22 protein-coding genes and 1 pseudogene are annotated in these 25,418 nt (G+C 64.0%); 21 read left to right on the top strand and 2 right to left on the bottom strand.

Annotated elements, in window-relative coordinates; all coding sequences use genetic code 11:
* A pseudogene (locus tag BLU17_RS32570) lies at positions 1-120 on the top strand (electron transfer flavoprotein subunit alpha/FixB family protein); the annotation flags it as partial.
* 18 nt (positions 121-138) lie between these two features.
* Here BLU17_RS32570 and BLU17_RS22235 read toward each other — a convergent pair.
* Positions 139-558, bottom strand: a complete 420-nt coding sequence (locus tag BLU17_RS22235; RefSeq protein ID WP_092001333.1) for a LysR substrate-binding domain-containing protein — start codon at positions 556-558, stop codon at positions 139-141.
* Between the two features lie 326 nt (positions 559-884).
* On the opposite strand from BLU17_RS22235, the gene BLU17_RS34590 reads away from it, so the two are divergent.
* The 4 genes from BLU17_RS34590 to BLU17_RS22215 all read left to right on the top strand — a co-directional run bounded on the left by BLU17_RS34590 (position 885) and on the right by BLU17_RS22215 (position 7,301).
* Positions 885-1,139: a class I SAM-dependent methyltransferase gene (locus BLU17_RS34590; protein WP_092001330.1), complete on the top strand. Its 255-nt coding sequence runs from the start codon at positions 885-887 to the stop codon at positions 1,137-1,139.
* A 482-nt stretch (positions 1,140-1,621) separates the two neighbouring features.
* Positions 1,622-3,094: a TolC family protein gene (locus BLU17_RS22225; RefSeq protein WP_342713848.1), complete on the top strand. Its 1,473-nt coding sequence runs from the start codon at positions 1,622-1,624 to the stop codon at positions 3,092-3,094.
* 5 nt (positions 3,095-3,099) lie between these two features.
* On the top strand, positions 3,100-4,239 hold the full coding sequence (locus tag BLU17_RS22220) for an efflux RND transporter periplasmic adaptor subunit (protein WP_092001366.1): 1,140 nt from the start codon (positions 3,100-3,102) through the stop codon (positions 4,237-4,239).
* A complete protein-coding gene (locus BLU17_RS22215; protein ID WP_092001327.1) occupies positions 4,236-7,301 on the top strand; it encodes an efflux RND transporter permease subunit in 3,066 nt (1,021 codons plus the stop codon). Before BLU17_RS22220 ends, BLU17_RS22215 begins: the two co-directional genes overlap by 4 nt.
* A 233-nt stretch (positions 7,302-7,534) precedes the next feature.
* Here the strand turns inward: BLU17_RS22215 and BLU17_RS22210 are convergent, their stop codons facing one another.
* On the bottom strand, positions 7,535-8,926 hold the full coding sequence (locus BLU17_RS22210; RefSeq protein ID WP_092001325.1) for an aminotransferase-like domain-containing protein: 1,392 nt from the start codon (positions 8,924-8,926) through the stop codon (positions 7,535-7,537).
* Between the two features lie 364 nt (positions 8,927-9,290).
* On the opposite strand from BLU17_RS22210, the gene BLU17_RS22205 reads away from it, so the two are divergent.
* The 16 genes from BLU17_RS22205 (at position 9,291) to tssG (ending at position 25,414) form a co-directional block, all read left to right on the top strand.
* Entirely contained in the window at positions 9,291-9,773 is a 483-nt protein-coding gene (locus tag BLU17_RS22205; RefSeq protein WP_092001322.1) for an MSMEG_0572/Sll0783 family nitrogen starvation response protein, read from the top strand.
* Positions 9,774-9,791: 18 nt separating this feature from the next.
* Positions 9,792-10,826, top strand: coding sequence for a Nit6803 family nitrilase (locus tag BLU17_RS22200; RefSeq protein WP_092001319.1), 1,035 nt, complete (start codon positions 9,792-9,794; stop codon positions 10,824-10,826).
* On the top strand, positions 10,777-11,898 hold the full coding sequence (locus BLU17_RS22195) for an MSMEG_0568 family radical SAM protein (RefSeq protein WP_092001316.1): 1,122 nt from the start codon (positions 10,777-10,779) through the stop codon (positions 11,896-11,898). The genes BLU17_RS22200 and BLU17_RS22195 overlap by 50 nt, the downstream gene beginning before the upstream one ends.
* Entirely contained in the window at positions 11,895-12,434 is a 540-nt protein-coding gene (locus BLU17_RS22190; protein WP_245746969.1) for an MSMEG_0567/Sll0786 family nitrogen starvation N-acetyltransferase, read from the top strand. The genes BLU17_RS22195 and BLU17_RS22190 overlap by 4 nt, the downstream gene beginning before the upstream one ends.
* Positions 12,431-13,426 carry a sll0787 family AIR synthase-like protein gene (locus BLU17_RS22185; protein ID WP_092001311.1) on the top strand — a complete coding sequence of 332 codons (996 nt, stop codon included), beginning with the start codon at positions 12,431-12,433 and terminating at the stop codon, positions 13,424-13,426. Before BLU17_RS22190 ends, BLU17_RS22185 begins: the two co-directional genes overlap by 4 nt.
* 19 nt (positions 13,427-13,445) lie before the next feature.
* The gene (locus tag BLU17_RS22180) at positions 13,446-13,727 is read left to right on the top strand and encodes an MSMEG_0570 family nitrogen starvation response protein (protein ID WP_092001308.1); all 282 of its coding nucleotides are present in this window, start codon (positions 13,446-13,448) and stop codon (positions 13,725-13,727) included.
* A gap of 53 nt (positions 13,728-13,780) precedes the next feature.
* A complete protein-coding gene (locus BLU17_RS22175) occupies positions 13,781-15,046 on the top strand; it encodes an MSMEG_0569 family flavin-dependent oxidoreductase (protein ID WP_092001306.1) in 1,266 nt (421 codons plus the stop codon).
* Entirely contained in the window at positions 15,030-15,908 is an 879-nt protein-coding gene (locus BLU17_RS22170) for a Pnap_2097 family protein (RefSeq protein WP_245746968.1), read from the top strand. Before BLU17_RS22175 ends, BLU17_RS22170 begins: the two co-directional genes overlap by 17 nt.
* Positions 15,901-17,964, top strand: coding sequence for a methylmalonyl-CoA mutase (scpA, locus tag BLU17_RS22165; protein WP_092001304.1), 2,064 nt, complete (start codon positions 15,901-15,903; stop codon positions 17,962-17,964). The genes BLU17_RS22170 and scpA overlap by 8 nt, the downstream gene beginning before the upstream one ends.
* Before the next feature lie 284 nt (positions 17,965-18,248).
* Positions 18,249-18,479, top strand: a complete 231-nt coding sequence (locus tag BLU17_RS32565) for a hypothetical protein (protein WP_143189313.1) — start codon at positions 18,249-18,251, stop codon at positions 18,477-18,479.
* Between the two features lie 916 nt (positions 18,480-19,395).
* Positions 19,396-19,926, top strand: coding sequence for a type VI secretion system contractile sheath small subunit (tssB, locus tag BLU17_RS22160; RefSeq protein ID WP_092001301.1), 531 nt, complete (start codon positions 19,396-19,398; stop codon positions 19,924-19,926).
* Between the two features lie 82 nt (positions 19,927-20,008).
* Positions 20,009-21,517 carry a type VI secretion system contractile sheath large subunit gene (gene tssC / locus BLU17_RS22155; protein WP_092001298.1) on the top strand — a complete coding sequence of 503 codons (1,509 nt, stop codon included), beginning with the start codon at positions 20,009-20,011 and terminating at the stop codon, positions 21,515-21,517.
* A gap of 66 nt (positions 21,518-21,583) precedes the next feature.
* Positions 21,584-22,075, top strand: coding sequence for an Hcp family type VI secretion system effector (locus tag BLU17_RS22150; protein ID WP_092001294.1), 492 nt, complete (start codon positions 21,584-21,586; stop codon positions 22,073-22,075).
* Between the two features lie 67 nt (positions 22,076-22,142).
* Positions 22,143-22,580: a type VI secretion system baseplate subunit TssE gene (gene tssE / locus BLU17_RS22145; RefSeq protein ID WP_092001291.1), complete on the top strand. Its 438-nt coding sequence runs from the start codon at positions 22,143-22,145 to the stop codon at positions 22,578-22,580.
* A 15-nt stretch (positions 22,581-22,595) separates the two neighbouring features.
* The gene (gene tssF, locus BLU17_RS22140; protein ID WP_092001288.1) at positions 22,596-24,353 is read left to right on the top strand and encodes a type VI secretion system baseplate subunit TssF; all 1,758 of its coding nucleotides are present in this window, start codon (positions 22,596-22,598) and stop codon (positions 24,351-24,353) included.
* Positions 24,308-25,414 carry a type VI secretion system baseplate subunit TssG gene (gene tssG, locus BLU17_RS22135; RefSeq protein WP_092001285.1) on the top strand — a complete coding sequence of 369 codons (1,107 nt, stop codon included), beginning with the start codon at positions 24,308-24,310 and terminating at the stop codon, positions 25,412-25,414. The genes tssF and tssG overlap by 46 nt, the downstream gene beginning before the upstream one ends.
* Positions 25,415-25,418 lie beyond the last annotated feature (4 nt).

Raw genomic sequence — 25,418 nt, 5'->3', positions numbered from 1 at the left:
TCGAAGGTGATCGTCGCGATCAACAAGGACGAAGAGGCGCCGATCTTCAGCGTGGCCGACTATGGCCTCGTCGGCGACCTGTTCACGGTCGTGCCCGGTCTCGTTAGCGAGATTCAGTAGCTGGCGTTATAGCCGCGTTTACGACGGTGCCATCAACTCGCCGTACATGCCGATGAAGTAGTTCACAGTGGGCGAGGGGCGGGCTCCCTTGATGCTCGCGACCGCTATGACACGTTTGAGCCTCGGTTTGATGAGCATGGAAGACAAGCGCGTTGAAGCCGGAATGGCAATGCGTGGCAAGAGCGCGACACCTAGCCCTGCCTCTGCCATGGCAATCAAGGTGGAAACCTGGACGAATTCATATCGCGTCTGAGTGGCCGTGCCGCTCGTTTCCGCGACCTTGTCGACGTGATCGCGAAACGCCGCTACGGTGGATATCCGGTTCGTTGACGCTGCTGACAAACGTGGCCAGCACCATTCAGAATGGTCAACGGTTTGTTTTAAAAATCGATCGGGTCCGGGTTTCTTGATGTCCCGTGACGTGTCGGGTCTAGCCATCAAAATCGCCGACGGTACCGCCTGGAATAAGAGCGACTTTTATTCAGGTTAAAGAGGCGCTTTGACATCGAGAAAATATGGTTCCACGTCGGGAATAGGGTTTAGATAGGGAGTTTTCATCAGAATACAAAGCTACCATCCCGAAAGCCTATCAAGTTTCCCTGGAAACCTATCTTGTTGCCACTCGAAACGGCACCCACGACAACTGGTTCACATGGATCCTCCATCGGCGTCGTGACGATGATCGCGCCCATGAGCGCATTGTCCGTGCCGAGTTCACAAGATACGCAGACCGTGTGCTGGATGATGTCCACCTTCGTCCTGGCATGATATTGGCCGACATCGGGACGGGGGACGGTCTCGTCGGGTTTCGCGCGATCGAACGAGTCGGCGCCTCGATCCGGGTGCTCATAACCGATATTTCGACTCCACTGCTGCGGCACACAGAAGAAAGTGCCCAAAGCCCGCGCGTGAGAGGGCAGTGCGCGTTTGTACACGGCAGCGCCGGGAATCTGGACGGCATCGCCAATGATGCAGTCGACGCCGCCACGATGCGAGTGCTTCTGGCGTATGAAAGATAAGCCCGCGGCAATACGGGAGGTCTACCGCATACTCAAGCCGGGTGGCCGCTTCGCCATCGCAGAGCCGATTTTGCGTGACGGAGCGCTTGACGTTTGCATGCTCAAGCAACTGGTCGATTCCCGCGCATTCAACGCGGAAGATCCATTCTTTCCCTTGCTGCTCCGTTGCCAGGCGGCGCAGTTCCCCGACACGGAGGAGAAGGCGCGCTCGCTGCCCATCACGAATTATGGTAAGCGCCTATCTGGAAGTCAGAATGCGGACGATCTCCGAAAGCGGAACGCAACTCGGCGCCGAGCGCGTCGCATATTTGACGGCGAATCGGCCGCAGAGATTGAAAGCAAAGGCCTGCTTAAGGATTGCATAAGCGTTAACCCTGCAGAATGCGCCGCATGCCTGACGCAACGCTACCAACGTGTGGTGTTTGCTTTCAGGTCCCTGCTCGCGCATTCATGCTGCGCGGGATCGGCTCAAGGAGTGCATTTTGTCCAGCCCGCAGTTTCGCGCAACGTATCTGCGCGTCTTTCGCTTCAATATGCCGAATCGCGCGCGTGCCACACTCATCGCTTTTGCATCGGGCACGGCACTGCTTGCCGGTTGCGCAAGCTACAAGGCGCAGCCTTTGGCTACGGGGCCTTCGTTGACAACGCAGGATGCGCTCGCACGCGTGCAGATCGATCCCGCGAAAATGCCGCTGCCCGACCTTGCGGCGCATCGCTTCGACCTGTCAAACGGCTTTGACATCGAAGACGTCGCGATGCTGGCAGTCGCCAATAATCCCGACCTGAAACTTGCGCGTGACGATCTCGGCATTGTGCAAGCGCAAGCGTTTTCGGCAGGACTACTGCCGGATCCGCAGGTGGGCATATCGAGCGATTATCCCGCTGCGATTGGGTTGTCGCGCGCGTTCAGCTACGGCCTGAGCATGGACGTGATGGCGATTGTCACGCGTAGCGCGAACACGAAGTCCGCCAATGCCGCAGTTCGCAAGACCGACCTCGGTTTGCTCTGGCAGGAGTGGCAGATCGTGGCGCAGGCGAAACAGCTCTACGTGAGAGCACGCTTTCAGGATGAGGTGCTGCCGCTGCTCGCGCAGCAGACGGCGCTCGCCCGCATGCGATACGAACGCACCGCGCACGCGGCAAGCGAGCGCAACGTGACGTCAGACAGCGTCACCGCGGCGCTCACCGCATACGAAGACGCTCGCAAGCAATATACCGACATGCAGCACGCACACGAGCAGACGCACCATGACCTCAATGCGCTGCTCGGCCTCGCGCCTGACACGGCGCTTGCGCTCACCGGCGATACGGCAGTCACGCCGATGCCCGATGGCACGCTCGACGCCGCCGTTGCGATGCTGGCCCAGCGCCGTCCCGATCTGGTCGCGCTCCAGGCGGGCTACGAGGCGCAGGAGCAGAAGTACCGTGCCGCAATCCTCAACCAGTTTCCAGGTCTTTCCGTCGGCTTTACGCGGCAGCGCGACACTTCGGAGATCTACACGAGTGGCTTCGCGATCAATCTCACGCTACCGGTCTTCAACCGTAATCGCGGCAATATCGCCATCGAGCAGGCAACTCGGCAGCGTCTCGCGGACGAATACCAGACGCGCCTGAACGCTGCTTACGCCGATATCGCCCACCTGCGAGCCGACAGTGCGATCGCCGGGCATCAACTCGATCAGGATGACGCTGCACTGCCAGCGCTCGAGCGTGCCGCCGGGCAGGCTCGAGACGCCTACGCGGCGCGCAACATCGTGCTCGGCCAGTACGTCGACGCGCAAACCGCGGCGCTCGCGCGTCACATCGATGCCGCCAACGCGCGCGAAGCGCTAGCGGAGCAGCGCATTGGCCTCCAGGCGCTGCTCGGCAGCGCCATTCCCGATCCGGAGCAGACTCCGCCCGCGCGAGGCGCCACTGCTGAAAGCGCGCTTTCTAACAATATCGTTGCACGTTGATCTTCATGACTGAGCACCGCTTTTCTCCCGGCACGCGCACGCGTGTCGCCGTCTGCGCACTGGGCGCTGCGGCCGCACTCGCTGCTGGCGCAACGCTTTTCGCACCGCATGCAGCGCACGCAGATGACGCCGGCGCATCGGACAGCACGCCTGCGCCGTCTGCCGCCGTGCAGGTCGTGCGCGTGATGCGCCAGCCGATTGCCCAAACCGTTGTCGCGTATGGTTCGGTTGCGTCTGCGGCCTCGAACGCAACGACCATCAGCCTGCCGTATCTCGCACGCGTCACGCGCGTGCTCGTCCAGCCCGGCCAGACCGTGGCGCAAGGCGCTGCGCTCTTCGTCGTGCAAGCCGATCCGAACGCCGTGATCGCCTATACGCAGGCACAAAGCGCGGCGACGCTCGCACGTGGCGAACTCGCGCGCACCGGTTCGCTCTTTCACGACGGTCTCGCCACGCAATCGCAACTCGCCGCGGCGCAAAAAGCGCTGGATGACGCACAGCAGGCGCTCGCTGCGCAACAAGCGACAGGCGTTGCGCTGGGTTCAAAAACGATCACGGCGCCGGTGGCCGGCGCCATCGCGCAGCTTGCCGCGGTGCCGGGCGACCGGATCCAGGCGGGCACGGCGCTCGCCCAACTCGTGACGTCGAGCGGCCCAGCGGGCAATGCCGCGAACATTTCGCTGGGCGTCGAACCCGCCGACGCGCTCTCGCTGCGCGCCGGAGATCGTGTCGTGCTGCGCCCGCTGTCCGCCTCGCTCGGTTTGCAGCGTGCGCAAGGGCGCATCGTGCTCGTCGGCGCCGCCATCGACGCGCAGAGCCAGCTCGTGAACGTGAGCGCGAACGTGCCGCTCACGGGCACCGCATTCCTGCCGGGAACGCGCGTGCGGGCCGACATCGACACGCAGACCGGTACGTGGTGGAACGTGCCGCGCGCCGCGGTGCTCCAGGACGAGAAGGGCAGTCATGTGTATCAGGTCGCGCCGAACAACAAGGCGCACCGCGTCGATGTGACGGTGAAGGTCGAGCATGGCGATACGTTCGGCGTTGATGGCGCGCTCGACGCCTCGCGGCCGCTTGTCGTCGCTGGCAACTACGAACTCGAAGACGGCATGGCCGTGCGCGTGGCGCAAGGCGGCGCGCGATGACGTTCAGGGAGTGGATGCCGCGCCACAGTCGTTCGCTGTTGTTCGTGATCGCGCTTGCCGCGCTTGCCGGAGCGCTCACCGCGCTGCGTCTGCCGATCTCGCTCTTTCCGAACGTTTCGTTTCCGCGCGCCGTGATTTCGCTCGACGCGGGCGACCGTCCGGCCGAACAGATGGCGACACTCGTCACCATGCCGGTGGAAGAAGCGTTGCGGCGCGTGCCGAACGTGCGTGACGTGGAATCCCGCACGAGCCGGGGCGCGGCGGAAATCTCGCTGAATTTCGACTGGGGCACGGACATGGCGCAAGCCACGTTGCAGGCACAGTCGGCCATTGCCGAGATCCTTGCGACGCTGCCGCCCGGCACCACCATGCAGGCGCGCCGTATGGACCCGACGGTGTTTCCGGTGCTCGCGTACAGCCTGACGTCGTCGCGCTTGTCGCTTTCTCAACGCTACGACCTCGCCCAGTTCCAGCTGCGTCCGCTGCTTTCCTCCGTTGCGGGTGTGGCGCGCGTGGACGTGACGGGCGGGGCGCGCGACGAGCTCGAAGTCGCCGTCGATCCCGCGCGCCTCGCGGCGTACAAGCTTTCGGTAGCCGATATCTCGCGTGCGATCGGTGCGGGCAACGTGCTGATGGCCACCGGGCGCATCGAGGACCACGACAAGCTCTATCTCGTCGTGGCGAATTCTGCTTTCAGCGGGCTCGATACGCTGAAAAACGTGGTCGTTTCGTCCGGGGGCGCGACGCAGATCCGCCTCGGCGATGTAGCCACCGTCACACAGGGGACTGTGCCGCAATGGATTCGCGTGACCGCCGATGGTCAGGACGCGGTGCTCATCAACGTCTACCAGCAGCCCGGCGCGAACAGTGTGGCGATGGCGCAAGCGATACGCGCGCGCCTGAAGGACTTTGGCCCGCAGATGCCGCATGGCGTGACGCTCTCGAACTGGTATGACCAGAGCGAACTCGTGATCGCCTCGGCCACCAGCGTGCGCGACGCCATCATGATCGGCGTGGTGCTCGCGGCGCTCACGCTCTTCGTATTTCTGCGCAACACGAAGATCACCATCATCGCCGTGGCGCTCGTGCCCATCGTGATGGCCGCGACTATTCTGCTGCTCGACGTGTTCGGCATGGGCTTCAACATCATGACGCTCGGCGGGATGGCGGCTGCGGTGGGCCTCGTGATCGACGACGCCATCGTGATGATCGAGCACATCGCGCGGCGTATGCGCGAAGCTGGCGCGCATGCGTTTCACGGCCGCGTGATGAGCGCGGCGTTCGAGTTCACGCGGCCGCTCGCCGGCTCTTCCGCGGCAACGCTCATCATCTTCGTGCCGCTGGCGTTTCTTTCGGGCGTAACTGGAGCGTTCTTCAAGGCGCTTTCGGTGACGATGGCGAGCGCGCTCTTTATTTCGTTCCTCGTCACGTGGCTCGCCATCCCGATTCTCTGCGACCACTGGCTCACGGCGAAGGATGCCGAGGAACATCGCGAAACGCGCTTCGCCGCATGGCTCAATCGCACCTACGCGCGGCTCGTCGCTCGCGTGAGCGCGCGACCCATGTGGGTGCTCGCGCTCGTGGTTCCGCTTGCGCTGCTTTCGGCGCTCGCGTTCACACGGGTCGGGAGCGGCTTCATGCCGTCGATGGACGAGGGCGGCTTCGTGCTCGACTATCACACGCGGCCGGGCACGTCGATCACCGAAACCGATCGCCTGATGCAACAAATCGAGGCGATCATTCGCGCGAACCCGAATGTGGCGACGTATTCGCGCCGCACCGGCGCCGGACTTGGCGGCGACCTGAACGAGCCGAACAGAGGGGACTTCTTTGTGCGCCTGAAGTCGGGCAACCGAGAACCAATCGATACAGTGATGGAGGAGATCCGTTCGCAGGTCGAAACAAAAGTTCCCGGGGTGAGCGTCGAGCTTGCGCAGTTGATGGAGGACCTGATCGGCGACCTCACGGCGGTTCCGCAGCCCGTGCAGATCAAGATCTATTCGGACGACTCACATGTGCTCGACACCACCGCCCAGCGTGTGGCGGCACGCATCGGCAAGATTGGCGGCATCGTCGACGTGAACGACGGCATCAATCCCGCGGGCGACGCCATCGATCTGCGCTTACGCCCCGACGCCGCGGCCGCCGAGGGCATGGATCCGCAGGCAATCGCGCAACAGGTCTCGGACCTGCTGGACGGCAACGTGGCCACGCAGTTCCAGAACGGCCCGAAGACGGTTGGCGTGCGCGTGCGTGCGCAAGGCGCGCTGCAAATGACCGACACCGAGCTCGCACGCCTGCTGTTGCGCGCGCCGGATGGGCACGTGTTCGCGCTTTCACGCGTTGCCGACCCGGTGCACGTGAGCGGCCAACCCGAGATCAGTCGCGACAACCTCAAGCGCATGGTGGCGGTGACCGCGCGCATCGACGGACGGGACCTCGGCTCGACCATCGCCGACGTGCAGCGCGCGCTCGCCGACCCCGCGCTCCTGCCTACGGGCGTCTATTACGAACTTGGCGGGTTGTACCAGCAACAGCAGATCGCCTTCAAAGGGCTGCTCGCGGTGTTCGGCGCGGCCGTGGCGCTGGTGTTCGGTCTGCTGCTATTTCTCTACGAGCGCTTTCGCGTCGCGCTCGCGGTAATGGCCATGCCGCTGCTCGCCACGGGCGCCGTTTTCATCGGGCTGTGGGTGACGGGCATCGAGCTCAACATCTCCGCGATGATGGGCATGACGATGATCGTTGGTATCGTGACGGAGGTCGCGATCTTCTACGTTTCCGAGTTTCAGGGGCTCGTGCGCGAGGAAGGCATGCCGCTTGAGGAGGCGTTGCAGGCCGCTGGCCGCAATCGCCTGCGGCCCATCGCGATGACGACCATCGCGGCCATTCTGGCGCTGCTGCCGCTTGCCTTCGCGATCGGCCAGGGTTCCGCGATGCAGCAACCGCTCGCCGTCGCGATCATCTCGGGGTTGATCGTGCAGATGCCGCTCGTGCTGCTGGTGCTGCCTGTGCTGCTACGCATCCTGCTTCGGCTTGGAAACGGTATCAAAAAGAGTTCATAGGGGCTGTTAACGCTTAACGTAACCTGTCCTCGATTGTCGTAACAACAGGAACGAGGGAATGGGCAAATCAATCATCGACGAAGAAATCCGGTATATGGGATCGACTGCACGCAGCGCTCCAGACGAAGTTCAGAGCAGCCGACAAGTTCGACTTCTCGCGCGTGGTCGGCGTTTGTAATCGTCGTGTCGGAAAGCCCAAAAAATACGGGACTTGCCTCGGAACCCGTCGCGGCTCACAACATAGGGGAATGAAGATTGTCCGGATGATCCAGCATGTCTGCTACGAGATGGAGCGATTCCTCCATCGTAAACGCGTCGCCAGGGCCACCCAGGCAGATGCGAACGGCGTTAGGCGGATTGCCGTCCGTACTGAATGCGGCGCCGGAAACCACGCCAATCTGTTTCGTGCGCAAATGCGAAGCAAGTTCAGAGGCACTCCAGCCGGAATCGGCGGGCACCGTTAGCCACAGATGAAAGCAGTCGCTCGACGCCTCGATTTCGCGCGAGGCGAAAATTTGCGCCGCCATGTGCTGGCGCACCTCGCACTCGCCCCGAATTGCCCTCAGCAATTGTTGCGCCACGCCGCTCTCGATCCAGCGTGCCGCCAGATATGACATATATGGGCTTGCCATCACCGTGGTCGCGCGCAGCGCACCGGAGAGACGTTCGGCATGCCGGGCGCTCGGTGCGACGACGAAGGCCACACGCAGTCCCGCGCCAAGACACTTCGACATCCCGGTGACGTAATAGGTCAGCTCGGGTGCGAGTGTGGCGAGCGCCACGGGCGGTGTTTCAGGGAGCAGGCCGTAGGCGTCGTCCTCGATGATCGGTACGTTGTAGCGCAGCGCGATATCGGCAATATGTTCGCGGCGGTTCTGCGAGAGTGTGCGTGTGGTCGGATTCTGCAGCGTGGGATTGCAGTAGAGCACACCTGGCTTGCGCGTCTTGCAAAGCGCCTCGAACGCCGTGGCGCTCAGACCCTCGTCGTCGCGCGGCAGCGGCGCGAGCGGCATGCCAAGCTGATTCGCAATCACCTTCAAGCCCGGGTACGCGAGGCAATCGGTGCAGATCGCTTCGCCGGCTTTGACGAGCCGCAGCAGCAGCGCAACGAGCGCGTTATGTATGCCGGGGCACACCAGCAACGCATCCGCGCGGTGCGAAGGCAGGGTGTGGCGCAACCACTGGCTCGCCATGCTGCGCTCGAACGGCGAACCGCCAAAATCCTGATAGCGCAACATCAACCACGGGTCGGCCGCCCCTATGATCTGCGCCGCCGACTCCGCAAGCAGCGCCGTCATTTCCGGCGGCTCCGGCGGCATGTTCATGGTCATTTCGAGCGAGGTGCCCGCGCGCAACGGCACCGCGGGCGGCCTCCCGCGTACATACGAGCCGCTGCCTGCGCGCGAGTCGATCAGGCCGCGCTTGCGCGCCTCGGCGTACCCGCGCGCGAGCGTGGTGTAATTGATCTTCAGTGCGTCCGAAAGATCGCGCAGCGCGGGCAGGCGGTCGCGCGGGCGCAGACGGCCGCTCGCCACATCTTCTTCGATGAGGTCGGGAATGGTCTGATAAACGGGCTTGTCGCTTTCGGCGAGCCGTTTGAGCCAATGGGCAGTGACGTTCGTCATGGACGGGTGCGTGGGCGCTTTAAAAAATGGGCCCGTTCATTCTAGTAAGAACGGGCGCCGGAAAATAAACAATTGATTGCATATGATCGCATTGAATGATCCGAATTGATGCACGCATGCACCTGAAGCGAATGCCCATTGCCCCGCGCCGGGGCGTGGCGGATTACCACAGCGCCGGGGCGCGGCGCGCATACGAGTCTGGCACGCGCTTCGCGAAAAAAAATCGTCTGGATCATTCGCGACACTCCACATTGATTGCCAATTGATTGCATGAAGCGTGCCGCTTGATGGCATACCCGTTGCAATAAGAGAGACGCCGGCCACCGGTCGGCCACAGTCCTTAATCAATGAACGGAGTCACGCAATGCCCGCCATCACCACGCCCGCCCACAAGACCGGCGATTTCCTCGTCGATTATGAAGAGAAGGTGTTCGAGGACATCAAGGCGGAACCCGGCGAGAAAGCGCTCGTCACGTTCCACACGGTCGCGTTCGAAGGTTCCATCGGCTTCGTCAACATGCTGCAAGCCACGCGGCTGCAGCGCAAGGGCTTCGAAACCTCGATCCTGCTTTACGGTCCCGGCGTGATGCTGGGCGTGCAGCGCGGCTTTCCCACGCTTGGCGCCGAAGCGTTTCCGGGCCATCTGAACTTCAACAACCAGTTGATGAAGTTCATGGCCGAAGGCGGCAAGGTCTACGCGTGCCGCTTCGCGTTGCAGGCGCTCTATGGCCACGGCGAAGCCTCGCTGATCGAAGGCGTACGGCCCATCAATCCGCTCGACGTGCTCGACCTGAAACTGCTGCATCGCAAGTCGAACGCGCTCGTGATCGACACCTGGACGGTTTGAACGCGCACGGGTATCGCCATGTCGATCACATCCACGAAGCGCGTCGTCCGCGCGGCGGCAGTGCAGATTGCGCCGGATCTCGAATCTGGCGCGGGAACGCTCGAGCGTGTGGGCGAGGCCATCGTCGCCGCCGCACGCGAGGGCGTGCAGCTCGCCGTGTTTCCCGAAACCTTTCTGCCGTACTACCCGTACTTTTCGTTCGTATTGCCGCCTGTGCAATCGGGCGTCGAGCATCTGCGGCTTTACGAGGCAGCGGTGGCGATACCCGGGCCCGTCACGGACACCGTGGCGTCGCTCGCGCGCCAGTACGGCATGGTGATCGTGCTCGGCGTGAACGAGCGCGATCACGGCAGCCTCTACAACACGCAACTGATTTTCGACGCTGACGGCCAGATCAAGGTGAAGCGCCGCAAGATCACGCCCACCTTCCACGAACGCATGATCTGGGGGCAGGGCGACGCCGCCGGCCTGAAGGTCGCGGAAACGGCCGTGGGTCGGGTGGGCGCGCTCGCATGCTGGGAGCATTACAACCCGCTCGCGCGCTACGCGCTGATGACGCAGCACGAAGAGATCCACTGCAGCCAGTTTCCGGGCTCGCTCGTCGGGCCGATTTTCTCCGAGCAGATCGAGGTGACGATTCGTCATCACGCGCTGGAGTCGGGCTGCTTCGTTGTGAACGCAACGGGATGGCTCAGCAACGCGCAGATCGAATCGATCACGCCGGACCCCAAGCTGCAAAAGGCGCTGCGCGGCGGCTGCAACGCCGCGATCGTCTCACCCGAGGGCCAGCATCTGGCTGCGCCGCTGCGCGAGGGCGAAGGCATGGTGATCGCCGATCTCGACATGGCCCTCATCATCAAGCGCAAGCGCATGATGGACTCGGTCGGCCACTATGCGCGGCCCGAACTGCTGAGCCTCGCGATCAACGAGCGGCCGGCCACGCCCGTGTTTTCTCTCGACGAGGCGAGCGTCGCCCCCGTCGTTCCCACCTGGAGTGCCCACGATGAATGCCAGCGTCAACCTGCCGGAAGCGAACCTGCAACTCTTGACTGAGCTTCAGTCGAGCGGGCTGCGCCTGGCCGAGCCCGAGGCGGCGGGCCTCTCGCGCCGCGGCGGCGCGGGACCGTCGGACCACAAGGCCGTCGTGATCGACGGCGTGGCGCTCATGGTCCCGGTTCATACGTACGGCGCGCACCGCTCGGCGTTCGTAGCGGATGCGCCCGACGAGGCCGGCGTGAGCGTGCTCCGGCGCGGCATCGTTCCCATCGCGCAGATCGCCTTTGCTAAGACGCCGCGCTTCTACAAGCTGCAGACGCTCGACGGCGTGCCGTACTCGCATATCGCGACGCTGCACGGCACCGATGTGCTCGCGACGACGGTGCTGCAAACCTGCATCCGCTACGAGAGCCGCAAGAAGGCCTGCAAGTTCTGCGCGATCGGGCAGTCGCTCGCAGCAGGTCGAACGATTGCGCGCAAGACCCCGGAACAGCTCGCCGAAGTGGCGCGCGCGGCGGTGCTGCTCGACAACGTGAAGCACATGGTGCTCACGACGGGCACGCCGGCCACGCCCGACCGCGGCGCGGCCATCCTTTGCGAAAGTGCGCGGGCAATCAGGCGGGCGGTAAATCTGCCGATCCAGGCGCAATGCGAGCCGCCCGACGACGACGCGTGGTTCGCGCGCATGCGCGAAGCGGGCGTCGACACGCTCGGCATGCATCTGGAAGTGATCGGCGAGGCCGAGCGCGCGCGCATCATGCCCGGCAAGGCGTCGGTGCCCGTCAGCCGCTACATGGAAGCATTCGAAGCGGCCGTGCGCGTGTTCGGGCGCGGACAGGTGAGCACGTACCTGCTCGCTGGCCTCGGCGACACGCCGCAGCGCATTCTCGATACCGCGCAGCAACTGGTGCGCATCGGCGTCTATCCGTTCGTGGTGCCGTTCGTGCCCATTGCGGGCACGCCGCTCGAAGACCACGCGCCGCCCACGCCCGAATTCATGCGCTCGGTTCTCGCGCCGCTCGCGGCGATGATCCGCGAAGCGGGCCTGCGTGCCGACGACATCAAGGCCGGCTGTGGAAAATGCGGCGCATGTTCGTCGCTATCTTCGTTCGAAAAGGTGGCAGCATGAACGCATCGAACCATACCGACGACGAGATCGTCGTGCGCTGGGCCGGCGAAACGTGGGAGCGCGAAGCGGCGCTGGCGATCCGCCGCGCCGTGTTCTGCGAGGAGCAGGGCATTTTCGCGGGTGATGATCGAGACGAAATCGACGCAGCCGCGCAACTGCTCGTCGCCGTACGAGGTGCGGATGGGGCTGCGCCTTGCGTGGTGGGCACCGTGCGCATTCATCGCGATCCCGTCGATACATCGACCTGGTACGGCTCCCGGCTTGCCGTGCGCGCGGACTATCGCCGGCACGGGCGCATCGGCGCGACGCTGATTCGTCTCGCCGTAAGCAGCGCCCATGCACTCGGCTGCACAACATTTCTCGCACACGTGCAGGCGCAGAACGCGCCGCTCTTTCGTCGCCTGCACTGGCGCACGCTCGAAGAGGTGATCGTGTTTGGACGTGCGCATCACGTCATGCGGGCCGATCTCGCGCACTATCCGCCGTGTGCAACGCCCTATGCGGGATTCGCTATCGACCAGCGGAGGGCCGCATGACGCTCGACGCGATTGTGGAGACGATCCGGGCGAGTCGCGGCCTCGCCCACAAGACCGACATCGCGCCGATGCTCGCCGCGCTTGACGCGGGCCACGACGCCTCCGTGGTGATGGCCGCCGGTGACGATTGCGCCGCGATTCCCGACGGCGAAGGCTATCTGCTGTTCGCTGCCGAAGGCATGGTGAGCGACCTGATCGAAGCGATGCCGTGGTTCGCGGGCTACTGCTCGGTGCTCGTGAACGTGAGCGATGTCTGCGCGATGGGCGGGCGGCCGATTGCGGTCGTCGACGTGATCTGGAGTCAGGGCGTCGCGCCCGCGGCGCAGGTGCTCGAAGGCATGGCGGCAGCGTCGCGGCAACTCGGCGTGCCTGTCGTGGGCGGACACAGCAACGCGCGCAGCGACCGCACGCAACTCGCGGTCGCGATCCTCGGCCGCGCAAAGCGCCTGCTGTCGAGCTTCGAGGCGCGGGCGGGCGACAGGCTGCTGATGGCAGTCGACTTGCGCGGCGCCTTCGTCGAACCGTATCCCTACTGGAACGCGGCCACCGAAGCGCCGGCCGAACGCCTGCGCGGAGACCTCGCGCTGCTGGCGCAGATCGCCGAGGACGGCCTGTGCGCGGCGGCGAAGGACATCAGCATGGCGGGTATCGTCGGCACCGCGATGATGCTGGCGGAATGCTCGCGCGCGGGCGTCGCCATCGATCTCGCCCGCCTGCCGAAACCCGACGACGTGCCGCTCGCGCGCTGGCTGCAGGTTTTTCCGAGTTACGGCTACCTGCTGAGCGTGCGCGACGAACACGCCGCGGAAGTGATCGAGCGCTTCGAGGCGCGCGGCATCGCGTGCGCCGGGATCGGCGAGCTCCAGGCCGAGCCCTCAGTGGACGTGCGCTGGCAGGGCGAGACGCGCAGCGTCTGGCGGCTCGACGAGCAGCCTTTCATCGTACCCGCGGATCGACGCGCGACGCGCGCATTCGAAAACGAACTTTCATAGCACTGACCAGGATCCAACCATGCCTGTCACTCATTTCGTCGTGCGCTGGCCGGACGGCACGGAGGCGCGCTGCTATTCGCCCTCGACCATCGTTCGCGACTACCTGTCCCCCGGCGACTATCCGCTCGAGGCTTTTCTCGATACCGCGCGCGATGCGCTTGCGGCGGCGTCCGAGCGCGTGCGTCAGAAGTTCGGCTATGCGTGTTCGTCCGCGCTCGATCAGTGGGACGTGATCGAGCGGGCAGCACAACCATTCCGCTCGCAACCGGCGGCGCAAGTCACCGTCGTGAGCGTCGATTGATTCACGGCGTCGCAGCGGCGTTGCCGCCGCGAACGCCTCACAAGGAGGTCTATATGTCCATTCATGCGCCCGCCGAGGGCCATTTCAGCGTCGCCATTGTCGGCGGCGGCCAGGCCGGCCTCTCGATGAGCTATTGCCTCAAGCAGGCCGGCATCGATCATGTCGTACTCGAAAAGCGCACCGTCACGCACACCTGGCGCGAACAGCGCTGGGACGCATTCTGCCTCGTCACGCCGAACTGGCAATGCGCGTTGCCCGACTATCCCTATCGCGGCACCGATCCGCATGGCTTCATGAAGAAGGATGAGATCGTCGCATGGCTCGACGGCTTCGTGCGTCACGTCGATGCGCCCGTGCGCGAAGGCGTGGCCGTCACGCGTGTCGCGCGCCGACCGCAGGGCGGCTTTCTCGTGCAGACCTCGGACGGTGCGCTGAGCGCCGATCAGGTCGTCGTGGCCTCGGGCGGCTACCACACGCCGATCATGCCGCGCATGGCGGAGCGGCTGCCCGCCCACATCGCGCAGATCCAGTCATCGGAATATCGCAACCCGGATGCGTTGCCCGAAGGTGCCGTGCTCGTCGTCGGGTCGGGGCAGTCGGGCGCACAGATCGCCGAGGACCTGCATCTCGCCGGCCGCAAGGTGGTGCTCGCGGTGGGCGAAGCGCCGCGTTGCGCGCGGTTCTATCGCGGTCGCGACGTGGTCGACTGGCTTGCCGACATGAAGTATTACGACATGCCGGTCGAGGAACATCCGCTGCGTGAGGGCGTGCGCGACAACACCAATCACTACGTGACGGGGCGCGACGGCGGGCGCGACATCGACCTGCGCAAGTTCGCGCGCGAAGGCATGGAGCTGTACGGCGCGCTCGAAGACTATGCGGACGGAATGCTGCGATTCGCGCCGAACCTGTGCGCGAATCTCGACAGCGCCGACGACACGTACAACCGCATCAACGCATCGATTGACCGGTTCATCGCGCAGCAGGGCATCGACGCGCCGCCGGGCGCTCCCTATCGCCCGCTCTGGGCGCCGCAAGCGGAGCGTGAGCTGCTCGACCTCGCGGCAAGCGGCATTGGCAGCATCGTCTGGTGCATCGGCTTTCGGCCCGACTTCAGCTGGATCGACCTGCCGGTGTTCAACGGGCGTGGGTATCCGGGGCACGTACGCGGCATCACGGCGCAGAGCGGCCTCTATTTTCTCGGGCTGCCGTGGTTGCATACGTGGGGTTCCGGGCGTTTCTCGGGTATTGCGCGCGACGCCGTGTATCTCGCGGACCGGATTATCGCGCAGGCGAAACCCGATGCGCGCGCGGCGTGAAACGGCGCCGGCGGCCGGGCGCACGCAGACGCAGGGCACCTCCCGCACGCAGTATGTCGCCGGCATGCCCGAGCTGGCCTTCGCCGGTCTCTCGGAGCAGTGGCTTCTGCGCACGTGCGGGCAGTTGCACTGGAACGCGCTTGCGCAGCAGGCAGGTCTCGCCTCGCCGGACTTCTACGACGACGAGGGGCAGAAGTCGTATGCCGCGTTCACCGCGATCCGCGTGCGCGAAGCGCGACTCGACGAGGTTGGCGAGCATCAGCGCTTCGCCATCGAGGCAGACGTGCAGCGCATCGCGCGCGCACGGCACTTTGGCGTTTTCCGCGTGTTCACGCCCGAGAGCGCCATCGCCAGTGTCGAGATGATCTCCACCTTTGTGCGCCGCGAACGCCGCGGCGACAACCGTTCGGTATGCAAAGCAATGTTTGGCGGCGCACCGCAACGCGCGACACCGGCGGCGGCCGACCTCGCCGCGCTGGCAAAGCGGTTTCGCACCCGAGACTGGACGCGGCACGGACATCTCGACCGGGCGGCACACGCCACGCAGCATGTTGTCGAGTACCTGCCGTGTCCCTCGCTCGACTTTAACGGCGCGCGTCTCCTTTATTTTGCCAGTTTCCAGTCGATGGTCGAGCGCGCCGAATGGCACTGGCGCTCGACGTCCCAATCCGCGCCGCCGTGTCTCGTCGAACGCGACATGGCCTTCTACGGCAACGCCAACGTGGGCGATCGCCTGACGCTCACATTTGGCGCGCGTCACACCGGCCACGAGGGCCTTTCGCACTGGTGCTCGATAGCGCGCGCGGCGGACGGCGTGCGCATTGCCGATATCGTCACGCACAAACGGTGGTCGCATGAATGACACGACGTCCTTGCCGCGCAAGCCGCTCTATACCGCAGCCGATCTCGAAGGCGTGCCCTGGCTCGACACCGGGCCGGGCGAGTATCCCTATCTGCGTGGCGTGCATGCGAGCATGTACACCGGGCGGCCGTGGACGATCCGCCAATACGCTGGCTATGCCGACCCCGCCGCATCGAATCTCGCGTACCGACGCGCGCTGGAGGCGGGAGCCATGGGACTTTCGGTCGCCTTCGATCTGCCGACCCATCGCGGCTACGACTCCGATCATGCCGACATCGCTGCGGACGTGGGCGTGGCCGGTGTCGCCATCGATTCCGTGGACGACATGGCGCGTCTGTTCGAAGGTGTTGCACTCGACCGCGTCTCCGTTTCCATGACGATGAGCGGCGCTGTGCTGCCGGTGCTCGCGGCATTCATCGTGGCGGCGCAGGAGGCGGGAGTTGACGCAGCACAGTTGCGCGGCACCATCCAGAACGACATCCTCAAGGAATTCATGGTGCGCAATACGTATATTTTTGCGCCCGAGCCTTCGATGCGGATCGTGACGGACGTGGTGCGCTACGTGCTGGAGCACATGCCGCATTTCAACGCGATGTCGATTTCCGGCTATCACATCCAGGAAGCTGGCGCGGACGGCGTGCTTGAACTCGCCCTCGCGCTCGCGAATGCGCGCGAGTATGTGCGGCGGCTGATCGGGTCCGGCGTTGACGTCGATCGCGTTGGCCGCCAGTTGAGCTTCTTTTTCGCGGTTGGACGCGACTTCTTCGGCGAGATCGCCAAACTGCGCGCCGCGCGCGTGCTGTGGGCCGAGCTCGCGCGCTCGCTCGGCGCGCGCGATCCGCGTGCCATGCAGTTGCGCATGCATTGCCAGACGGCGGGTTCGACCCTGACTGCGCGGCGCGCGCAGAACAACATCGTGCGCACCACAGTCGAGGCGATAGCCGCAGTGTTCGGCAGCACGCAGTCGCTGCACACGAACGCGTGGGACGAGGCGCTTTCGCTGCCCGGCGAAGACGCAGCGACGCTCGCTCGCGACACGCAACTGATCCTGCAGCACGAGATGGGATTGTGCGACGTAGTCGATCCCTGGGCCGGCTCGTATCTGATGGAGGCGCTTACGGCCCGCACCGTCGAGGCGGTGCGCGCGACGCTCGCGCAAATCGACGCGCAAGGTGGCGTGATCGCGGCAATCGAATCGGGTTGGGTTGCGGCGCGCGTGCACGAGGGCGCGGCGCGCATTCAGGCACAGACCGATGCCGGTGAACGCGCGGTTATCGGCGTCAACCGCTTTCGCGCGCCGCACGACGACGAAAGCGAAAGTCTCGACGTCGACGCACGGAAGGTACGCTCGCTTCAGGTCGACAGGCTCCGGCGGCTGCGTGCGAGTCGCGATCCACGGCGTGTGCGCGCCGCGCTCGAGCGGCTCGCTGAGGTTGCGAGAAGCGGCGAGGGCAATCTGCTCGCGGCGACAATCGACGCAATGCATGCGCGCGCAACTATCGGCGAATGCACATCGGCGCTCGAACAGATCTGGCCGCGCTGGAGCGCGCCGGCGCGAGCGGACCGAGGCGCGTGGGCGCGCGCTCGTGCAAGCGATGCCGCCTGGGAGGGGGCGAAAGACGCCGTAGCGAACTGGCGGCGAACGCGTGGCCGCGCACCGCGCATCGTCCTGCTCAAGCTCGGGCAGGACGGCCACGATCGGGGGGTGCGCGTGGTGGCTGCCGCGCTCGCCGACGCTGGCTTCGAGACGGAAATCGGCCCGCTCTTTGTGACGCCCGCGCAGGCTGCCCAATGGGCGGCCTCGCGCTCGCCGGACATTGTCGGTGTCTCCACGCTCGCGGGCGCACACCTGAGCCTCGTTCCAGCGCTGATCGAAGCACTGCGCGCGGCCGATGTCGAAGCGCCGGTCGTCGTGGGCGGCATTGTTGCGCGCGCAGACCATGCGCGGCTCGCAGCCCATGGCGTGGCGGCACAATTCGGGCCCGACACGCCGCTCGACGGCATCGTGCGCGATCTGTTGCGCGCGACGAGACGCGCGGCTACCACGCCTTCGTGAAACGTCGCCCATCCGGCCCCACCCGGGACGGTTGTTCAAGCCGCGTTGAGTACGCCGGACGACCGTGGTGGACTGGGCGGCTCGCCAAATTCCTGCGCATTGGGTGGCCATCACGCTGGAAGCAACGCACGCTGTCGAGACCCTTGGGAAGCGTTCGCGCGATACGGACAGTCCGACATTGGGAACACGAATCAGGGCAGCCGGTTCACGGCGAACGCGTTCACCGAGGCCGTGCTGGTCCGAGGCATCCGGCTGTCGATGGATAGGGAAGCTGGCGCGACAATGTGTTCGTCGAACGGGTGTGCCGCAGCATCAAGTACGAAGAGGTCTACCTGAATGCGTACGAGCCGGTCAGCCACGCCCGGCGCTCGCCGCCCTTGTTTGTGTCCATGACCAGGGTAAACCTGATGCGTGGAACAAAACCGCAGGAACGCCACGATATTCGTTGTTCGGACAACGATCATCAAGGTGTCGTCTTAGCTAACCGTCAAGGATACTGGAACGCAGGAATTTGATGTCGGGATACTTCACGGCGGGGGGCGGCGGCTTTCGGGTCAACGTTTTTTTTACAACGTATTCCGATGAATTTCGCTCGTTTGAGGAAATTGGAAATGAGTTGGAAGCCGAAGACTCGCGCATGCATCTTTCATAGCTGCATCTTGCCTTTCTGCTGCCCTTTCAAGCTTGTCGCGCAAGGGGCGCACGGCGGTTGTGCGAACCACGGTCGGGTATGTAGGCGCCACATTTGATTTCACCTTGGATAATCAATTTATTTTTTTATGATTTATGGCGGATTATCTTCCGACGAGAAGCGTCCGTAATAAACCGTCATAAATGAACGTTCGCAAAAATTATACGGGTGCACGTGACGGTGGCTATTTGCACAAAAACTGCTTACCATCAATCGCGCCATGGCATTAGTCTCGGCGCGTTCCAATAACGCCTTCTTTAGCGTCGCAGCTAACCCCTGGCAGCCCCAAATTACTGTCTTGTCGCTGTAAAAAGTCTGTGTTCTAATGCAGCCTAAATTTTCCTGGCCAGCAAGCATGCGCCGATCGTGCGTGAGACAAAGCTGGCCTGACAAGTAAGTCACGGCTTCTTCAAAGGCTACTACCCCTGACCAAGGTAGTGTTCATGGCCTGGTGGAAGCCGCGGGGGACGAGCGCTAGAACTGCTACCAGCGCTCTATACGGTAGCCTGCACATCCGTGCAGGTTCGCCCGGCCCTGCAGTGGGTAGCCTGATTCAAAGAAAACTAAAGAAAGGCGCTCACGTTGACGACATCCCGTCAGCGGGGTCGTGCTCGCGCGTGTGCTGCGGGCGTGATTCTGCGCTCTTCGACCGACTTTTGTACTTTGTACCCATGCGTTCGCAAATATAGCGAGCGCTAGCGTTCGTTGTCCTAAACAGTCAAGCGTTTCCGGAGAGATCCATGTCGAACAGTTTGCAGAAATGGGTGGGGCGTAACCGTCCGCCGCGTGTTCAGATCACCTACGACGTCGAAGTCGGCGATGCGGTCGAGAAGCGTGAGCTTCCGCTCGTTGTCGGCCTGCTGGCGGACCTTTCGGGTCACCCTGCCACCGCGCTTCCCAAGCTCAAGGAGCGTCGTCTGGTCGATATCGACCGTGACAATTTCGACGAGATCATGGGCAAGATCGGCCCGCGCCTCGATCTTTCCGTGCCCGACACGATGAAGGGCGAAGGCAACATCAAGGTCGAGCTGAAGTTCGAAAAGTTCGAGGACTTCCACCCCGAAAGCATCGTGAATCAGGTGCCGCGCCTGGCGAAGCTGCTCGAAGCTCGCCAGCAACTGCGCGATCTGCTTGCCAAACTCGACGGCAACGACGAACTCGATTCGATGCTTGAACGCATCGTGCAGAGCAGTGAAGAACTCAAGAAGGTTCAAAGCCAGGCTCAGGCCAGCAACGCACCGGCGGCCGCGGGCGACGCACCGGCTGAATAAGCCACGACTGGCGTAACTGGCATAGCGGGCAATGCCCGATTCGCCCAGTTGTGGGCGCAACGAACTTTCAAAGGTGATTCACATGGAAAGCACTACTGAAACCGGCGCAGCCGGTAGCGAAGTCCAGACCCTCGAAGCCTCGGCAGGCACCGAGTTGAGCCTGCTTGAGCGCATCGTTCACGAAGGCAACATGGCCGTTGAGCCGTCGCAAAGCGGCTACGCGAAGAAACTGATCGGCCAGCTCGCGTCGCAGATCCTCGACGAAGGCATGCGAACGAGCCCGGACAAGAGCGTCGTCGCCATGATCAACGAGCGCGTCGCCGAGATTGACAAGCTGCTCTCGGATCAGCTCAACGCGATCATGCACGACGAAGCATTCCAGACGCTCGAAGCGTCGTGGACCGGTCTGCACGATATGGTTTATGGCACCGAAACGGGCCCGCGCCTGAAGCTGCGTCTTCTGAACGTGACGAAGAAGGACCTGCTCAAGGACCTCGAAACCGCAGTCGATCACGATATGAGCGCGCTCTTCAAGAAGATCTACGAAGAGGAATACGGCACGTTCGGCGGCCATCCGTTCTCGATGCTGATCGGCGACTATTCGTTCGGTCGTCATCCGCAGGACATCGCACTGCTGGAGCGCATCTCCAAGGTAGCTGCGGCGGCGCATGCCCCATTCATCGCAGCCGCGGCACCGAGCCTGTTCGACCTGAAGTCGTTCACGGACCTCGGTGTGACGCGCGATCTCTCGAAGACGTTCGAGAGCGCCGAGCTTGCGGGCTGGCGTGGTTTCCGCGACTCGGAAGATTCGCGCTATGTCTCGCTGGTGTTGCCTTCATACGCGGCGCGTCTGCCGTATGGCGCGAAGACGAAACCCGTCGAGAACTTCAACTTCGAAGAAGACGTCGACGGCAGCGATCACAGCAAGTACCTGTGGGCCAACTCCGCCTACCAGCTCGGCCTGCGCATTACCGACGCTTTCGCCAAGTACAGCTGGGCGACTTCGATTCGCGGCGTGGAAGGCGGCGGCAAGGTGGAAAACATGGTCGCACATGCGTACAAGACCGACGAAGGCGATGTCGTCCTCAAGTGCCCGACCGAAGTGACGATCACCGACCGTCGCGAGAAAGAGCTGAACGACCTTGGTTTTATTGCGCTCGTGAACTCGAAGGGATCGAACTTCGCGACGTTCTTCGGTGGTCAGACGACTAACCGCCCGAAGCTCTTCAACAAGGATGCCGCCAACGCCAACTCGCAGCTTTCGGCACGTTTGCCGTATGTGCTCGCGGCGTCCCGTTTCGCGCATTACCTGAAGGTGATCATGCGCGACAAGGTGGGTAGCTTCCAGTCGCGCGGCGATATCGAAGCGTATCTGAACAACTGGATTGCGGACTACGTGCTGATCAATCCGTCGGCCTCGCATGAACAGAAGGCGCGTTTCCCGCTTGGCGAGGCACGCGTGGACGTGACAGAGGTGCAGGGCAAGCCGGGCGCCTATCGCGCGACCTGCTTCCTGAAGCCGCATTTCCAGATGGAAGAACTGACGGCTTCGATCCGTCTCGTCGCGGAACTGCCGGCAGCGGCAGCCTGATGATCGAGCGTGCGGCTTGGGCCGCACGCTCGAGCCGGAACTACCACTTATTGTTAAGAGACAATCATGGATACCGTACTTCTGCAGATCAAGGACATCAAGGGCAATTCGACGCTGGACGGCGCGACCGACCAGATCGTGTTGTATTCGTACTCGCTCGGCGTCGCGATGCAAATGAACCACGACGTCGGTCGTACGGAACGTACGCTTGGTCGTCCGAACTTCATGGAGTTCGGCGTCACCAAGGCAACCGACCAGTCCACGCCGGCGCTTTACGCCGCATGTGCCGGCGGCACGAAGCTTGGCGACGCCAAGATTTCGATTGGCCGTAACGAAAACAGCAAGTTCATGCCGCTGATCGAGTACACGCTCAGCGACGCCATGATCTCGCAGATCTCGACCTCGGGCTCCGGCGAATCGCACGATAGCGTGACGATCAACTTCTCGAAGATTACGACTACGTACACGCAGCAAAACGTCGACTCGACGAAGAAGGGCACCGCCTCGTTTGGTTGGGATCTGGCCGCGAACAAGGCGGTTACGGTGTCGGCTTCCTGATTCTCAATTGCGCGCTGCCGGCGGAGTCTGGAGCTTCCCGGTCGGCGCCACCTGGAGCTTTTGCGCGATGCCGGCAATCGTAAGCGGTTCACCGATGCCATTGTTCGATCGCCTCGCCGCAAGCGGCGAGGCGCAGCTATCCAGCGCAGAGGCGCTGCGAGCGTCGATCGCGCGCGAACTCACACGACTGTTCAACACACGCTCTCGTTTGACGGTCGACGAATTTGCCGAAAGCGACGGGAGTGTGGTCGATTACGGCGTGCCCGATTTTTCCGACCGGTCGCTGCATTCCGGGCCGGACCGTGATGCGATAGCCGCAGCTATCGCGCGGTCGATTGCATTGTTCGAGCCGCGCCTCGCCAATGTCGAGGTTGCGTTTGCCTTTCCCGCTGCTCACGCGCAGCGGGCGATCCTGACCATCAATGCCCAAATGCGTGCTGGCCAAAGCGTCGCGCATGTGGCGTTCGAGCTCGCCGGCAACGGTCATGCACTCGTCGCAGCATGAGGCAAGCAAGCTGACATGCCGGCCGACGACATCCTCCAATACTACAAACGCGAGCTTTCGTACCTGCGTCTGCAAGGTGCGGAGTTCGCGCGTCGCTATCCGAAAATCGCGTCGCGTCTCGCGCTGCACGGCACCGAGTCGCTCGACCCGCATACGGAGCGTCTCATCGAGGCAAGCGCGTTTCTCGCGGCGCGCGTGCATCGCGATCTCGACCAGGAATTTCCGCAGGTCGCCTCCGCATTGCTCGAGAACGCCTGCCCGACGCTCGTGCAGCCCGTACCGTCGATGACGGTCGCGAAGTTCGAACTCGATCCCACACAGGGCAAGGTGACGGCCGGCTTTGCCGTCCCGCGTCACACGGGTCTGCAGGCGCGCACGGAAACGGACGACGCGTGCCGCTTTCGCACGTCATGGGATACGGTGTTGTGGCCGGTTGGCATCAGCCAGGCCGCATTCGGCGAGGACGCCACACTGCGTCTCACGCTGGAATGCGCGGAGGGCGTCGACTTCGCCGAACTGGAGATCAAGCAGCTTCGCTTGCATCTTCACGGCGACTGGATGGTGACGATGCCGCTGTATGAGCTGCTGGTATCGGGCGTGACGGACGTCTCGGCGCGCCCGGAAGGCGCGCGCGCGCCGGCGTTGCTGCCCGCGCGCGCGTGGCGCGAGGTGGGCTACGGCGAAGCAGACGACGTGCTGCCGCGCCCGCGCAACGCGCAGCCCGCGTATGCGCTGATGCAGGAGTACTTCGCGTTTCCTCGCAAGTTTCATTTTTTCGATCTGCACCATCTCGAAGGGCGTCTCGGCAAGGGGCGCCGATGCGAGATCGTGCTGCATCTGAACCGCACGCCGCGCGGTCTCGGCATGCTGCACGCGGGGCATTTCCAGCTCGGTTGCACGCCCGTCATCAATCTGTTCTCGCAGACAAGCGAGCCGATCGTCGTCGATCATCGCCACTACGAATACCGGCTCGTCGCGGACCAGCGTCGCGAATCAATCACGGAAATTCACTCGATCGACTCCGTCGTCGCGTCGCATCCGACGCTTGGAGCCGAGGCGGCGGTGCCGTGCTTTTCGGCTATCGATCACGTCGAGGCAGACGGCAACACGGTTTTCTGGTCCGCGCGCCGGGAGCATAGCCTGCGAGAAAACGTACAGGGCACGGACATGTTCCTGAGCTTTGTCGATTCGGCCAGCACGCTCGCCGATCCTGGCGCCCCCGTGATCTACGCGAACGTGCTGTGCACGAACCGGCGGCTCGCGGAACAGGTGCCGGTGGGCGCGCGCATGCTGATCGAGAAAGTTTCGCAGAACGTGCGCGTGCGCTGCCTTTATGAGCCGACCGCGCAGCGCAGTCCCGCGCTCGGCAGTGAAACGCTGTGGCGGCTGATCTCGCTCTTGACGCTCAACTATCACTCGCTCGTGAGCGGCGCGACAGGCCGCGCGCAGTTGCAGGAGATGCTGCGCCTCTTCGCTTCCGAGAGCACGCGCGAGCAGGACCAGATTCGCGGCATCCGCAGCGTGGAGGCGCGCGGCGCGACCGCGCATGTCGGCGGCGACGCGTGGCGCGGCTATTGCCGCGGCACCGAGGTCTGCGTCGAGTTCGATCCCGAGACCTTCGTGGGCGGCTCGCCGCTGATGCTGGGCGCCGTGCTCGCGCGCTTTTTCGCGATGTACACGTCGGTCAATTCCTTTGTGCGGCTAGTGGTGCGCCGTGGAGACGAGATATGGAAGCAATGGGAGCCGATGACAGGCTGCCAGCAGCTGCTCTGATCGCGCGTCTCAAGGCGAATCCGCAGCGCTTTAACCTGTTCCAGGCGATCAGTCTGCTGGAGCAGGCCGTGCCGAGGGCGCGTCCGATCGGTCGCGGCAACGGGCTGGGCGAGGCCGTGCGCCTCACCGGCCACGTCTCGCTTGCGTTCGAGCCGAGCGATGTCTACAGCCTGCGCGAGCAAACTTCGGTGCAGCAGGACGGCATGGCCGGCTCCGCCAGCGTGTCGTACGCGCCGCGCGCGCCCTGGACGCTGGCAACGCCCGTGCTCACGCTCGCGGGCGCCAACGGTCCGCTGCCGATGGCGTATACCGAACTCGTGCTGGAGCGCCGCGCGCAGCGCGACACAGCGACGGCGGACCTGCTCGACATCTTCAATCACCGCTTTCTGTCGTTCCTGTATCGCAGCCGCAAGAAGCATGCGCCGGGGCTGAACCGGCGTTCGCCGCACGCGAGCGCGATTGCGGCCTCGCTCGACGCGCTTAGCAATCTGGGTCTGCGCGACGGCGTGCGCGGCCCGCGAGGCGCGCAGTTGTGGCTGCGCCACGCGGGGCTTCTGAGCGCCGCGCCGCGCTCGATGACGGGTCTCGTCGCCATGCTCGGAGACCGGCTCGGGCTCGAAGTGCGCGGAGCGCAATTCGTCGGCGGCTGGCGCGAGGTCGACAGCGCCGACTCGCTGCGCCTCGCGGGGTCGGGCGCCGGTGCCGGTGCGGTGCGGCTCACCGGCCTGGCCGTGCTCGGGCGGCGCACCTGGGACCAGGCGAGCGGCATCTGCCTTGAATTTCCGGGCCTGAGCAGAGCGCGCTTCGAGGCGCTCCTGCCTGGTGGCGCCGATCACGCTCTCGCCGCGTGGCTCATTCGCGCGTATCTGCAACAGGATTTCGACGTGCAGTTCGTACTGCACCTGGCGCCGCAACTCACCGCCTGCGAAGCCGGTGGCTCGCGCGCGTCCCGCCTCGGCTGGACGACGTGGCTAGGCGGCTCGCGCCAAACCATTCACGCGCCGGCACCGGTGCGCCTCGCGATGCGCGAGGCCGCCGCGCCCGAGCCGAAGCATCACTAAGGAA

It is taken from the genome of Paraburkholderia lycopersici (genome assembly GCF_900096975.1).
Classification (GTDB): domain Bacteria; phylum Pseudomonadota; class Gammaproteobacteria; order Burkholderiales; family Burkholderiaceae; genus Paraburkholderia; species Paraburkholderia lycopersici.
This window is presented reverse-complemented; position numbering and strand designations above follow the sequence as displayed.

Coding starts and splice junctions, on each gene's coding strand:
- BLU17_RS22235 (WP_092001333.1), bottom strand. CDS start 558: ATGGCTAGACCCGACACGTCACGGGACATCAAGAAACCCGGACCCGAT.
- BLU17_RS34590 (WP_092001330.1), top strand. CDS start 885: ATGATATTGGCCGACATCGGGACGGGGGACGGTCTCGTCGGGTTTCGC.
- BLU17_RS22150 (WP_092001294.1), top strand. CDS start 21,584: ATGGATACCGTACTTCTGCAGATCAAGGACATCAAGGGCAATTCGACG.
- BLU17_RS22175 (WP_092001306.1), top strand. CDS start 13,781: ATGTCCATTCATGCGCCCGCCGAGGGCCATTTCAGCGTCGCCATTGTC.
- tssG (WP_092001285.1), top strand. CDS start 24,308: ATGGAAGCAATGGGAGCCGATGACAGGCTGCCAGCAGCTGCTCTGATC.
- tssE (WP_092001291.1), top strand. CDS start 22,143: ATGCCGGCAATCGTAAGCGGTTCACCGATGCCATTGTTCGATCGCCTC.
- BLU17_RS22200 (WP_092001319.1), top strand. CDS start 9,792: ATGTCGATCACATCCACGAAGCGCGTCGTCCGCGCGGCGGCAGTGCAG.
- tssF (WP_092001288.1), top strand. CDS start 22,596: ATGCCGGCCGACGACATCCTCCAATACTACAAACGCGAGCTTTCGTAC.
- BLU17_RS22195 (WP_092001316.1), top strand. CDS start 10,777: ATGAATGCCAGCGTCAACCTGCCGGAAGCGAACCTGCAACTCTTGACT.
- tssC (WP_092001298.1), top strand. CDS start 20,009: ATGGAAAGCACTACTGAAACCGGCGCAGCCGGTAGCGAAGTCCAGACC.
- BLU17_RS22185 (WP_092001311.1), top strand. CDS start 12,431: ATGACGCTCGACGCGATTGTGGAGACGATCCGGGCGAGTCGCGGCCTC.
- BLU17_RS22180 (WP_092001308.1), top strand. CDS start 13,446: ATGCCTGTCACTCATTTCGTCGTGCGCTGGCCGGACGGCACGGAGGCG.
- BLU17_RS22170 (WP_245746968.1), top strand. CDS start 15,030: ATGCGCGCGCGGCGTGAAACGGCGCCGGCGGCCGGGCGCACGCAGACG.
- tssB (WP_092001301.1), top strand. CDS start 19,396: ATGTCGAACAGTTTGCAGAAATGGGTGGGGCGTAACCGTCCGCCGCGT.
- BLU17_RS22210 (WP_092001325.1), bottom strand. CDS start 8,926: ATGACGAACGTCACTGCCCATTGGCTCAAACGGCTCGCCGAAAGCGAC.
- BLU17_RS22215 (WP_092001327.1), top strand. CDS start 4,236: ATGACGTTCAGGGAGTGGATGCCGCGCCACAGTCGTTCGCTGTTGTTC.
- scpA (WP_092001304.1), top strand. CDS start 15,901: ATGAATGACACGACGTCCTTGCCGCGCAAGCCGCTCTATACCGCAGCC.
- BLU17_RS22190 (WP_245746969.1), top strand. CDS start 11,895: ATGAACGCATCGAACCATACCGACGACGAGATCGTCGTGCGCTGGGCC.
- BLU17_RS22205 (WP_092001322.1), top strand. CDS start 9,291: ATGCCCGCCATCACCACGCCCGCCCACAAGACCGGCGATTTCCTCGTC.
- BLU17_RS22220 (WP_092001366.1), top strand. CDS start 3,100: ATGACTGAGCACCGCTTTTCTCCCGGCACGCGCACGCGTGTCGCCGTC.